Below are 13442 nucleotides of genomic sequence, written 5' to 3'. Positions count from 1 at the left end.
ATAATAGATGAAGACTGATTCAAGAACCTGTCATTATGTGCTTTGATTTGTCCGGTTAGAGAAAGAGGAAAGAGTGACCAAATAGACATGAAAAAAGATGACCCCTGATTAATTCAAAGGCCATCTTTTGGCAAACGAAAAAAAAGAATTGAACGAAAAATAACGCTATGATATAATCGTTAGCGCCATTGACAAGCAAAATCAAAGTATGTACTTGTTTTTATCCCTACTTTAATTTTACATCTGGAATTTTGATTTGTCAATGCTCTTTTTCATCCCAAAAATAGGAAAAGGAGTGGTTCGGAGAGATGCAAACAAAAGATTGGCAGCTGGAACAGGAACGTCTAGAGTCTGTAAGGAGCAAACTGCAGGCCAAAATCACAGAATTGGAGCCAGAGGTTGCCGGAATGCGTGACCAGGCTTCGGAAATTCGCAAGCGCTTTTGGGAAGAGGTGACGATCAATACCAGCACCCACGAAGATTTCGAAGAGACCTTCTATACCATTAACCAGCAGTCCGCGGTATTGGCCGAGCGGGAACGGGGTCACATGCGGTTGGCACAGCAATGGAATAACATGAAGCGTTTGCTCCCGTCCCCTTATTTTGGCCGCATCGACTTTCAGGAGAAAGGTCTGGCCCTCCCCGATCAGATCTATATCGGCGTATCTTCTTTTGTCGACGAAGACGGATTGAGCTTTCTGATCTATGATTGGCGTACACCGATCGCGAGCATGTATTACGACTCTTCCCCAGGCGTAGCGTCCTATGTGACACCGATCGGACGAATCGATGGCACAATGGAGCTGAAACGGCAATTTCAGATCCATAACGGACAAATCAACAACATGTTTGATGCAAACGAAACGATTGGAGACCAATTGTTGCAGCAAGTGCTCGGCAAAGGTGCAGATTCACAAATGAAAAGTATCGTGGCAACCATTCAGAAGGAACAAAACGCCATTATCCGTAATGACACAAGCCGAATGCTAATCGTACAAGGAGCAGCCGGTAGCGGTAAAACTTCCGCAGCCTTACAGCGGGTGGCGTACTTATTATACAAACACCGCCAGACGATTAGTGCTGATCAGATCGTCCTTTTCTCACCGAATCCGATGTTTGGCAGTTATATTTCCACTGTCCTTCCGGAGCTCGGCGAAGATAATATGCAGCAGACCACTTTTCAACAATTTCTCGACTATTGGCTCGGCTCTTCGTTGCGTCCGGAGGACGTCTTTGATCAGATTGAATATGTACTGACCGCGCATGAAGCTCCTGGCTATGAGGCTCGGCTTCAGGGAATCGAATATAAAGCCTCCGATGCATTTCTGCAAGCCTTGCAGAACTATGGAAACTGGTTGGGGCAGGAAGGCATGCGATTCAACAGCATTCGGTTTCGAAATCGTGATTTGATTACTGCGGAGCAAATGAGAGCCAAATTTTACGGTTATGATCGTTCCCTGGCCTTGCTAAATCGCGTTGTACTCTTGCAGGAGTGGCTGCTGAAAGAGCTGGCTTCTCTGGAACGCAAGGAACGTGAAGAATCGTGGGTACAGGAAGAATTGAATTATCTCGACAACGACCAGTATGCGGATATCTTCGAAATGCTGCATAAAGATAAGGAAGTATTCGATATCGCGGAACAGTACGCCCAAATTCGTGAGAAAATAAGCAAGAAGCGTCGAGAAGATGAAGGTGACTTTGACTTTGCCCAGAAGGAGGAGGAACTGCTCGGCCGCAAGATCGTGAAAGAACGTTTTAGCCCACTAAGAAAAGGTATCAAGAAATTCTCGTTTGTTGATATCAAAGGTATATATGGTGAATTGTTTGTTGACGAAGCCGCTTATCGGCAGAAAACGAATGCGGCGGTTATCCCCTCACTATGGCCTGAGATATGCAGTCAAACCAAGGAAAGCCTGCTCCGGAACGAGTTGTTCCATGAGGATGCGACTCCCTACTTGTATGTAAAAGAACTGATTGAAGGTGTCCGGACAAATACGGAAATCAAGTATGTCTTCGTTGATGAAGGTCAGGATTATTCAACATTTCAATATGAATATCTCAAAAAGCTGTTCCCCCGAGCCCGTATGACTGTGCTCGGCGATTTTGGGCAAGCGATCTTCACGCAGGCTACTAATTTGGCCGCAGCTGATTCACCACTAGTCCGTCTCTACGGTGAAGCGGAAACAAGCCTTTTCTCCCTAGTTCGCAGTTATCGCTCTACGAAGGAGATCGTTGAATTTACAAGAGTGATGCTTCCAGACGGAGATGAAATTGTACCATTTGAAAGAAAAGGCCTAAAGCCCCTGCTGACGAGCAGCAATGACCGGGAGAAGCTGGATGCACAAATGGCCGCAGATATCGCTGCGCTAAGAGCGGAGGGCTTTGATTCCATCGCTATTATTACGAAGACAGCCGCCGAAAGCCACAAGGCCTATGAATCGTTACAGATTCAGGGAGGCGAATCTTTGCAGCTCGTTACAAAGGAAACGTTCAACTTCGAAAAAGGTGTAATGGTCATTCCTGTGTACCTTGCCAAAGGTGTTGAGTTCGATGCAGTCTTGGTCTATGATGCTTCGTCTGGAGCTTATGGTCGCGACAATGAACGCAAACTGCTTTATACGGCGTGTACGCGCGCTATGCATCGCCTTCATCTGTACACGACGGGCGACTGGTCGCCTTTCATACAGGCCTTGCCAGCAGTTTTGTATGAGGAATCAGAGGACTATACAACGGAGTAAACATGCTCGCATTGTCTGATCTAGCAGCGTATGAGAATTGAACTAGTCAAATAAGTAACATTAGTCGCCTTTTAGGCGACTTTTTTTGAATTTCTAAGTCATTATAGAGACGAACTTGTCAGCGATAACCTTTGGATTATTTCCATATTGTTATACTCACCATAAATTTTATTATATGGGTGGACAAAGATTACAGTTATATAATAGAAATACGTAACCAAAAGAATAGATTGCATACATAAAGTATAGAGGAGCTAAGATCATGTTAACCAAAATAAACTTGCAGGGAAGCTGGGAGCTTCAACTGGATGAACATAAACAAGGCGTACAAGGCCCATTTGACGATACCATAACGCTGCCGAACACGACTTCTCATGCACGCAAAGGAAGAAAGAATGACGTGGCTCACATCGGGTCTTTGACTGATGAATACTCATATGAAGGATGGGTGTGGCTGAAAAGGGAGATTGATATACCGGCAACACTTGCTGGCAAGAAATGCAGTTTGTATCTGGAACGCACGCGCATAACCAAGTTATGGGTCGATGGTGAAGAATATGGAGCGCAGGATAGTCTTAACACCCCCCATGTGTATATCTTGCCGGAAGGGTTATCGGAGGGAAAACACACCCTCACCATCCGGGTCGATAATACGGACTATCCGACGAAAGGCGGGCATCTTACATCCGTCGATACTCAGACCAACTGGAACGGAATTACCGGGAAGCTTGAGCTTCATTTTTACCACGACGTGCACTTGGGTGAGGTACAGATCTATCCCAATGCTAAAGAGCGAACATTCAGAATCACAAGTGCATTGTCCAAATTGATACCAGGCACTGTATTGTCCGTTACTGCGCAAACTTTCAAGCCCCTCTTAAAAGAGTCTCATGGATATGTGGCATCAGACAAAAATCATGTGGTGAATGAGCAAACCTATCCATGTAGCCAGGACGAGGTTAATGTGCTCTACAAGATGGGAGACGACGCATTTCTCTGGAGTGATTCTGACCCACATCTGTATGTGCTGACCCTTACTCTGATGGGTGAACATGGCGATGTGCTGGATACAACTGAAATCATAACAGGACTGCGAGATTTTGAAGCTAATGGAGATGCTTTTACCATCAACGGTCGAAAGACCTTTCTTCGTGGAAAACATGATGGTCTAATCTTCCCGCTTACAGGTTACGCGCCAACCGATGTGGATGAATGGCTGCGAATCCTGAGCATTTCCAAATCATATGGTATAAATCATTATCGTTTCCATACCTGTTGTCCGCCTGAAGCAGCGTTCACCGCTGCAGATATGCTTGGTATCTATATGGAGCCTGAATTGCCATTCTGGGGAACGATCACGGATGAACTTGACCCACAGCACAATCAGGCTGAACAGGACTATCTCATTCGAGAAGGCTTTGCCATGCTCAAGGCGTATGGGAATCATCCTTCTTTTGTAATGATGTCACTCGGTAATGAACTTTGGGGCAGTAAAGAAAGACTGAATGCCATTATCAAAGCGTATAGAGCATTTGATCCACGCCCTCTGTACACCCAGGGTTCAAACAATTTTCAGTTCACTCCGCTGATTCTAGAGGAAGAAGATTTTTACTGTGGCGTACGTTTTTCCAAAGATAGACTTTTCCGCGGCTCTTATGCCATGTGTGATGCACCGTTGGGTCATGTTCAAACCGACGTGCCTGGTACTCTGAAGGACTACGACGACATGATTTTGCCCGTTGGAACAGTTTCAGAGAATGAGAGAATTCAAGCAGAAGAATCTGAAATTCAAATTCAATATGGCACGGAAGCCAAGACCGTGAAAGCCGCTTCTGTTGAACAACAACTCATTCCACATCTACCCGTCATCTCCCATGAGATTGGACAATATGCCATGTATCCCAATTATGAAGAGATCGAGAAGTATACCGGATCGCTGAAGGCAAAAAACTTCGAGGTGTTTCGGGAACGATTGCAATCCAAAGGAATGGGACATCTGGCTGAACCCTTTTTCAAAAGCTCTGGCAAACTTGCAGTAGCCTGCTATAAGGAGGAGCTTGAGGCGGCATTTCGATCCAATCATCTGGCAGGATTTCAATTGCTCGATCTTCAGGACTTTAGTGGACAGGGGACAGCACTGGTAGGTATTTTGGATGCCTTCATGGATTCGAAAGGGCTGGTTACTCCCGAGGAGTGGAGAACGTATTGCTCCGATGCAGTGCTTCTGGCCCGATTCGAGAAATTTAACTACAATTCGGGTGAAGATTTCAATGCCCACATTCAATTAAGGTACTACCGAACAGATTCTTTGAGGGGTCATACTGTGGAGTGGGAAATGCGTGATTCGGATCAGCGAATTGCACAAGGAAAAGACGAGATTTCCTTTGTCTCTGGAGAAACTTGGTTTGAAATTAGCCAAATTAAGTTCAAGCTGCCTGATGTGAAAAAGATGACGCCGATCACTCTATCCCTGCATATTCCAGGTACCGATATTCGGAAACAATATGACCTATGGATATACCCTGATCATGATGTGACAGCTATTGAACATGACTATATTTATAAGGAATTGTCCGATGAAGTAATGAACTTACTGGAAAAAGGAAAAAGTGTGCTGTTACTCCCAACACTCGATGATAACGATAATTCAATCGAAGGCACATATTGTACCGATTTCTGGTGTTATCCGATGTTCCGATCCATTTCGGAAAGCATGAACAAGCAAGTGCCGGTTGGCACACTTGGCCTTCTAATTGATAACTCGCACCCAGCATTGAAGCACTTCCCAAGTGAGGCGTATTCCACTTATCCTTGGTGGCATATCGTTATGAATTCACGGTCTATTATTTTGGATAAGGTCGCAGAAAATGTTCAGCCTTTCGTTCAAACCATCGATAATTTTGAACGTAATCATAAGCTGGGGCTGCTGTTTGAATGCCAGGTTGCAAAAGGCAAGCTGCTGATTGGGGCACTGAATTATGATAAATTGATTAACCAGACAGAAGGGCGCCAGTTACTTTACAGCCTTGCACAATATGTAAAAAGTGAGGACTTCCAACCGGAAGCCAAGATAGAGCTGGATGAGCTTCAACAGTTGTTAGGCAAGAAATAGAACCTGCATATGCAGGTTATTAGCGACAAGAACATCCACCGATCAGATTCGCCATAACAAACGAGAAGTTTGTCTCAGGAACTAACAAGAAACCCTTCAAACTGTTTTTTTACAGTTCGAAGGGTTTTCATTTATTATAGACGCTTAAAAGTGTCGCTAATGATTTACTCTCAAAAGCATTGACGTAATCAACAGCAACACAGTTAGTTAACAAGAATATTATTATGTAAACTTAATAAAAAGTAAGTTTTATTTCTTTTTACCTTAATGACATAAAACCTCCATCATATGTAAACCGTAATGGGGTACGCATGAAGGAGGATACATATGAAAAGCCATGTGCATCAAAAAGAAGAAGAGAAACTGAGCTGGATTAGTCTGTCCTTATTTGGAGCGGGATGTACGCTGGGAACCGGATTTTTCCTCGGAACAAGTCTGGCTATTCATTGGTCCGGTTTATCCGTGCTTGTACTTTTGGTGCTGGCTGCCGCGGGAACCTATTTTGTATTTGGAGCATTGGCTCAGATGACGGCAGAAGATCCGAAAGAAGGGGCGTTTCGAACATATGCCGGGGAAGCGTTCGGCCCATGGGCCGGTTTCGGAAGCGGATGGATGTATTGGTCTTCCGAAATGCTGATCATGGGCAGTTCATTAACGGCGCTCGGATTATTCTCTCAATTTTGGTTTCCCAAGTTTCCATTATGGGTGTTTGTGGCAGTATACGCATGCATTGGATTGTTCATCGCCGCATTGGGAGCCAAAGGGTTAACTCAAACAGAAAATGTGCTCGCCGTAATCAAGTTAGCTGCAACGGTTGCTTTTATCGCGATTGCAGCAGCGGCTTGTCTGGGCTGGTTAGATGTGAAGATTACACCACAGAAAATAACGAATGAATGGTTCCCTCACAAAATAAAAGGCGTGTGGACCGGGTTTATTTATGCCTTTTTTGCCTTTGCCGGGATTGAGGTCATGGGTTTAATGGCAGCCAAGCTGAAAGAACCTAAGGACGCTGTGAAATCAGGCAGAGTGATGTTATTAACCGTCAGTACGCTGTATGTTGTGGCGATTGCCTTAATCCTCCTTCTGGTTCCTGCTGCTAAGTTAACACCAGACGAGAGTCCTCTCGTCAAAGCGATGTCATCGATTGGATTTACGGTTGTGGTTCATATTCTCAATGGAATTTTGATAATCGCCGGGTTCTCCACGATGGTCGCTTCAATCTATGCGATTACGTCCATGTTGGTTAAACTGGGTGAAGACGGAGATGCACCGAAGATGTTTACGAAGACTTGGGGAAAAAAGAACATGCCCCTATATGCATTAGGATGCACTGCGGCCGGATTAATCCTTTCTACTCTCATGGCGTTATGGATGCCTAAGAGCTTATTTGAATATGTAACAACCGCAGGCAGCTTGGTATTAATGTATACCTGGCTTCTGATTTGCATCACGTATATCAAAAAAATGAAGCCAACAAGTTGGAATTGCATCAAAGTTTGGATCGCCATGGTCCTTATACTTGCAGCAGTAGCTGGCACGGCTATGGAAAAAGCCAGCAGAAGAGGTCTGCTGGCAAGTATAGGTCTTGTTGTATTGATTGCCTTGATTACTTACATTGTAAACAAAGTACGCAAACCGCGGACTTCACCATCTACTGAGCCATCAAAGCCCTGAATGGGTGTTTCGTATCAGTTATTTCGTCAATTTGCTAATGGCCTGCTGCATGCACAAAAAAGGACATTTGGAAGGGGTCTGCTCGTCATCGGGCAGGAAATATTGTTTCCATTCCAGATTATCCTGCTCTCCATACCACATGAGCGAAGGGTGAGCCGGAACGGCATCATAGGCTGCCAAACGTTTGCGAATCAAGGTTTTCATTTTTCGGCCAAGAGGTGTGTTGTCATTAATGGATTCAAACACCCACCGTGGTTGAAAAGCAAACATAAGATAGGGGAAGTGTCTACTGGCTCTAAGCTCGTGCGCGGGAGTGGCACAGAAACAAAAATAAGGCTCCCCGCCAAAGCAAAATTCCCATGTGGCTTCATGCGGATCAGTCGAAATATGTTCAGGCCAGGAGGCAGTATCGAGTGAGCTTACCCGGTTAAGCATCTCCCAGAACAAGGACTGATACTGCTCCACCGTTGTGTTGTATCTCAAATCGTCAGGTGTCTCGCAAATGACAACCAAAGAAGCGTAATGTCCCGTTTCCCGCGAAACAGGCCCATATTGACTTAGCAATTCCACCATGTCTTCAGCAGAAGCTTGTTTACGCGGATCCCTAGTGAATCCGTATCTCAAATGTCCTGAGAGAAAACCCATACGTCCGGGTACACAGGGATACGTATTACCCTCATCTGCAATCATATTAGCAAATTTTGAATATGCGTCCTGCTGCCATTCGGGCAGGCCTTTGAATGATGCATTTATTTCATCGGCACTGTACAGCTCTGCCATGAATTCCCCAACTCCATTCCACATGATACCGTTAACGTATTAATGCGGATGGCGTTGGGTGACTGTCCAGTGTAGTTTTTATGTCAGAAAAAGATAGATCGTACAGCTTCAAGCCCGAAGTACAGGCCAAAACCGATCAGACAGATTCCTGAGATAATGGAGATCCAGCGCAAAACGGTTTCGTTGCTGCGTTTATGAAATCGACTGGCCATGCCAGCCATGATGACATCCCAGACAAGGATGCCTATGAAAATACCAGAACTGTATAGTAGCAGATGAGCGGTGTCGGTATGCTTCACGGTAGTAGCGAGAATAGAGCCGTAAATTCCGAGCCAGAATAAAATATTCAGCGGATTGGACAGGGCCATGAGAAAGCCAGAGGCAAAGGATTTTCCAACCCTCGCTTCTGCTGTAGAAGAGGCCTGAATGCCGTCTTTTAACTTGGATAGTGTTTCCACACCGGTATACACCAGAATAAAGCTGCCAAATGACCAAAGAAACGAGCGCATGAACGGCGTGTCCAGAAAATGGGCAACTCCAAAGTAGATCAGAAGCATGTACACCAAATCGGCAACCATGGCACCAAGTCCTAGAATCCAGGCATGCATAAATCCGTGGCGGGCTCCGCGATCCAACTGAGCGGCATTAATCGGACCAATTGGAGCTGATAGTGAGATTCCCAGAATAATATAACTAAACAGTACAGACATATACGCGTTCACTCCTTAACGGGTTCGACAAATTGTACCGGTAAGTCACACACATATGGGTACAAGTCATCGTATTCCCGTCTGGAGCAAATTAGAACAGCTGTTAGCATAGAGCTCATTTAAACAGTAGGAGATTCTACGTCTAGTTGAACAGGAGTACAATGGTACCCGTTGCAAGAACTCTCCTCACATGGACAAGCAGACAAACCGATGATCAGATCCATCAAAGCTTCCATTTCCACATAGTCACCAGCGCTCGATTCGGGTGCGATAACATCAATTTTCCCGTTACCGTCTACAACCGAATTCATAAATAGGTTGAAAGGATAATGCTGATCTGGGGGAGCGATGCCGAAAGGTTCCAAGGCTGTATTCAGATTATGATAACAACTGGGATGATCTTTTTTATCATATAAGACCTCATACATCTCTGGACGACAGGCCGAATTGAAAAAATCATGAATGCCTACAGTTTCTTGGACAATGGAAACGAGAGGTTCATAACGGTTAGAATACAGGCTTTGTCCTGGTTTAATCCTATATGTGCGCAGGACATCGAGTGTTACACCGGGATCAAGCCGATTATTGATATTTTGCGCATCGTAAGCAACAAAATCGACCACTTGCTGCCCCTCCAAATCGGTTATACGGATCAACGAACCTTTCTTCACTCTAATTGCGTAACCTGTTTTGGCAGGAATATGAATAGACTGCTTATGGGATTTCGTTGAATTCATCCGTATTTCCCCCACATGTTTTTTAAACTCAGTATGTGGAGATGACATTACTTTCATTCACTATTTAGTAATGTAACAGATGAATCTGAAGAATACGCTGTACGTAAGATTGCTGAGATACGTGAAAAAGGGATTGCATTTATACTGGAAACAGGGGATTACCCTTCATACCAACCCATAGTTCGGATGTTTCCAGCTGACCACCCAGGTGGAGCAACCAGTCTTCACGGCCTTTCGTTGCCATAATCTGTACACCCATGGGCAGACCTTCAGGAGTAAGATGCACAGGAACACTCATGGCGGGTTGACCCGTCAGATTCGCGAGCTGAGTGAACGGAGTGTAGGTGAGACTTGGTTCAAACATCTCATAAATCAGCTGTTGCTGCTGGATCTTGTCCAAATCGCTAATACGCATCAGATGCTGAATCTGTTCATCATGAGGCGTCAATTCGCCGATTTTGGGTGCTGGAAAAGCATTGACAGGTGTGACATAAAAATCATACCGTTCAAACAATGTGGACATCTGAGCTGCGGCAACATCCCATTCGGCCAGACTATGTACGAATTCGGCAGCGGATACTTTTTTGCCGGCTTCAGCCAGAACCCAGGACTCGATCTCCATATCATCAGAGGTTAAAGCTCTGCCCATAGAACGTTCCATCGAAGAGATCATCGCCGCCATTTCGCCGCTGTTCATCATGTAATAGTTCTCCATCAATTTGACACCATTAACCGGACTCAGCTTTTCTTCAACTTCATGACCTTGTTCTTCCAGCCAGCGAACCATCTTATAAACAGCTTCTTTGGCTTCATCACTCACGGGTGTACCTACAGGTGAAGCTGTCGTGTATGCAACTTTCAGTTTGCGTTGATGAGGATAGTGCATATCAGCCAAGTAGCTGCCTGGAAAGAGCGGAGCATGGAACGCAGCTTCGGGTTGAATCACTTGCAATGTATCGAGCAAAGCAGCGCTGTCGCGAACTGAGCGGGACAAGGCAAAATCAATCGAAGCACCCTGCCACTGACGACCAACTCCCGGTCCAACAGGTGTCCGTCCACGTGTAGGTTTGAGTCCGAACAAGCCGCTGAATGAAGCAGGGATTCGGATGGAACCGCCACCGTCACTGGCTCCCGCAAGGGGTACAATACCCGAGGCTACTGCGGCAGCGGCACCTCCACTTGAACCACCTGGCGAGTGATTCGTATTCCATGGATTTCGACTTGGACCGTGAAGACGGGGCTCAGTAATATTTTTCAGGCCAAATTCCGGTGTATTGGTATGTCCAATGATAATGAAGCCTGCATCGCGCAGACGTGAAACGAAATTAGAATTCCGCTGTGCACGATGCTCACTGAGAAGACGAGAACCCGAGGTGAGAATTTCACCTTCCAGGGATTGAGAGATATCTTTCAATAACAAGGGCACGCCGGCAAAGGGTTGCTCTCCCGGACGAACCATACTCACTTCCTGACGTGCACGTGTTTCATATGTACGAATGACTGCATTGAGCTGCGGGTTCACTTCTTCCAGGCGTGCATACGCCGCTTCCAGCAATTCAACAGGAGATATCTCCCGTGCTCGAACCAATTCAGCCAAACCAATGGCATCGTAAGACGTATATGAAAATGATGAAGATGAAGACATGATGATCGTTCCTCTCTAAATTGACTTGATCTACTATTCCATAAGTTATCGTACCACCGGAATAGCGAAAAAACAAAAGGCACTATACATCTCGAAGGATGTGTAGTGCCTTAATTGATTTGCTTTTATATAAAATTCAATCCGTACGAAGCTTTGGTGCACCGTCAGCCGGAGTTGCTGAGCGTTCTTGCTGTTTGGAGATAGCGAATAGGGCAATCCAGATGAGGATGAAGCCCACCAGTTGCTCCCATGTAATTAATGTACGGAATGCAATCCAGTTTACCAGTACACCGGCCATCGGGAAGCTCAGTTCTGCGAGCGTTGCGACTGAGGCCTTGGTGGAAGAGAGCCCTTTGTAATATAACAGAAGACTCAGTAAGCCTGGCAGTAAAGCCTGACCCAGAATATTAAGTGCTACAGCCGCCTGTTCACCTGTTGCGGAAGGGAATGTCCACGCAGCACCTTCGTTCCACGTCATAAAGATCAGCAGCGGCAAGGCTGCGACAAAGCGCAGGGAGGTGACCGTTTCATAACGGGTTTGCCCCAGCATTAGCCGCCCCATAACTGTTGAACCGCCCCACAATGCAGCTGCACCGAGTGATAACAAGCTGCCTGCATGAACCCAATTGTCCCAGTTGCCGAGGGGAAGGGTGAATCCAAACGTGAGCAGGTATGTTCCTGCAAGTGCAATGATAAACAGTCCACCGAAGCGACGAGGCAATGTTTCTTTCAACAGCAGCTTAGCCAGAACAATCGCAAATAGCGGCTGCATCTTTTGCAATAATAAGACGGTGTTGGGATCATTATGCGTTAGCGCAAGAGTGAACAATACCGTTGCTAGAGCAGATCCTCCCCAAGAGATAAAAATTACCGCAATCCAGTGGCGTGCACGCAGGTTTTTCAGATCGGCCCGGAACTTCCACAAGACGGGAATCGCCACAAGGCTGACAATAATATGTTCCACCAGTACAATCTGAGTTGAGGTCATCGTTTTGAGCAAAATAATACGGAACAGTGGATCTACACCCCAAAGGGCGGCGCCGAGCACGACGAGCCAAAATCCGGTATTACTTCGTTCCTTGCGGTAAACTGTTGATGCAGATTGGGTCTTTTCCATATTCAGGACTCCTTCGTCAGAACACGGAATCTTCAGTTGGCAAAATCGACAAAAGCCCCCGTTTTGGTATACACCAAATAAACGGGGGCTCAATCATTAACATGTCGTACGAAAATAAGCCTTTCCGTAACGGCATGTCAATGTGTTGATCTTCTCTCATCCGGACTGTACCGTCGGCCTTGGAGTCACACCAAGTCAGTCGCTGAATCCCTACATCGGGTCAAACAGCGAGTCGCGGGCTGGTTCCGAAGAACATCACCGCCGGTTGGGAATTGCACCCTACCCCGAAGATCCTATTCAATTATATTGTGTATTAAACAAGCTGTAACATTAATAAGTCCATCTTATTCCTGTAAGCGCTAGCAGTTCAAGTGTTTTTTTAGAATATGATATTCCAGCTTCCCTGTTGTCTGCGTAGTAATACAATCTGTCCTGCATGATACGCATCGTGGAGTACCCAGCGGGCAAGCTCATGTGTCCATTTTTCATCCGTATCCATGTACGAAGCTTCAAGATCGGATTCTTCTAATGAAGCTAGCTGATCACGAAGCTGTCCGGCTAATTGTGTTGTGTTTTGCATAAGTACACTCCAGCCAGTGGTATCGGAGGGGTCGCCAGGATCTCCAAAGGTGGATTCATTGTTTTCGGCAGGTGTACCGGAGGGTGTTTTGCCCTGAATGCGACTCAACAAGCGATGATTATAGTAATACATATGGTTAACCAACTGCCAGATGCTTAATCCACCGGCTGATGGAACCCAGGCTGCCTGTTCAGCAGTCAGTCCTTCGAGTGCCTTGGATAAAGGCACAATCCAGTTACATTGATCCCAGGTGTCATCTTTCTGAATGAGCAATAGTTCCGTTGCTGTTGTAGTCATTGATTTTTCCTCCCTAAAATGAATTCATGGTAACTAGCTAAAGTGCTAAAAT

9 protein-coding genes and 1 riboswitch are annotated in these 13442 nt (G+C 45.7%); of the genes, 3 read left to right on the top strand and 6 right to left on the bottom strand.

Annotation, left to right across the window (positions count from 1 at the left end; translation table 11 throughout):
- Nucleotides 1–308: 308 nt before the first annotated feature.
- The 3 genes from helD to G3352_RS04630 all read left to right on the top strand — a co-directional run bounded on the left by helD (nucleotide 309) and on the right by G3352_RS04630 (nucleotide 7524).
- Nucleotides 309–2738, top strand: a complete 2430-nt coding sequence (gene helD / locus G3352_RS04640; protein ID WP_163754289.1) for an RNA polymerase recycling motor HelD — start codon at nucleotides 309–311, stop codon at nucleotides 2736–2738.
- Nucleotides 2739–3000: 262 nt separating this feature from the next.
- The gene (locus G3352_RS04635; RefSeq protein WP_163754286.1) at nucleotides 3001–5850 is read left to right on the top strand and encodes a glycoside hydrolase family 2 TIM barrel-domain containing protein; all 2850 of its coding nucleotides are present in this window, start codon (nucleotides 3001–3003) and stop codon (nucleotides 5848–5850) included.
- 327 nt (nucleotides 5851–6177) lie between these two features.
- Nucleotides 6178–7524 carry an amino acid permease gene (locus tag G3352_RS04630; RefSeq protein WP_163754282.1) on the top strand — a complete coding sequence of 449 codons (1347 nt, stop codon included), beginning with the start codon at nucleotides 6178–6180 and terminating at the stop codon, nucleotides 7522–7524.
- Nucleotides 7525–7542: 18 nt separating this feature from the next.
- On the opposite strand, the gene G3352_RS04625 is transcribed toward G3352_RS04630, so the two are convergent.
- The 6 genes from G3352_RS04625 to G3352_RS04600 all read right to left on the bottom strand — a co-directional run bounded on the left by G3352_RS04625 (nucleotide 7543) and on the right by G3352_RS04600 (nucleotide 13390).
- Nucleotides 7543–8304, bottom strand: coding sequence for a YqcI/YcgG family protein (locus tag G3352_RS04625; protein WP_163754279.1), 762 nt, complete (start codon nucleotides 8302–8304; stop codon nucleotides 7543–7545).
- Nucleotides 8305–8387: 83 nt separating this feature from the next.
- Nucleotides 8388–9014 carry a LysE family translocator gene (locus G3352_RS04620; RefSeq protein WP_163754275.1) on the bottom strand — a complete coding sequence of 209 codons (627 nt, stop codon included), beginning with the start codon at nucleotides 9012–9014 and terminating at the stop codon, nucleotides 8388–8390.
- A gap of 119 nt (nucleotides 9015–9133) precedes the next feature.
- A complete protein-coding gene (locus G3352_RS04615; RefSeq protein WP_163754273.1) occupies nucleotides 9134–9751 on the bottom strand; it encodes a DUF1989 domain-containing protein in 618 nt (205 codons plus the stop codon).
- Between the two features lie 139 nt (nucleotides 9752–9890).
- Nucleotides 9891–11396 (bottom strand): amidase, encoded by a 1506-nt coding sequence (locus G3352_RS04610; RefSeq protein WP_163754270.1) that lies wholly within the window; start codon nucleotides 11394–11396, stop codon nucleotides 9891–9893.
- Nucleotides 11397–11532: 136 nt separating this feature from the next.
- Entirely contained in the window at nucleotides 11533–12513 is a 981-nt protein-coding gene (locus tag G3352_RS04605) for a DMT family transporter (protein ID WP_163754268.1), read from the bottom strand.
- 144 nt (nucleotides 12514–12657) lie between these two features.
- A riboswitch (FMN riboswitch) is annotated at nucleotides 12658–12809 on the bottom strand.
- 83 nt (nucleotides 12810–12892) lie between these two features.
- Entirely contained in the window at nucleotides 12893–13390 is a 498-nt protein-coding gene (locus G3352_RS04600) for a DinB family protein (protein WP_163754265.1), read from the bottom strand.
- Nucleotides 13391–13442: the final 52 nt, after the last annotated feature.

Origin of the sequence: Paenibacillus sp. ALJ109b (genome assembly GCF_010747435.1) — a bacterium.
Taxonomy (GTDB): domain Bacteria; phylum Bacillota; class Bacilli; order Paenibacillales; family Paenibacillaceae; genus Paenibacillus; species Paenibacillus taichungensis.
This window is presented reverse-complemented; position numbering and strand designations above follow the sequence as displayed.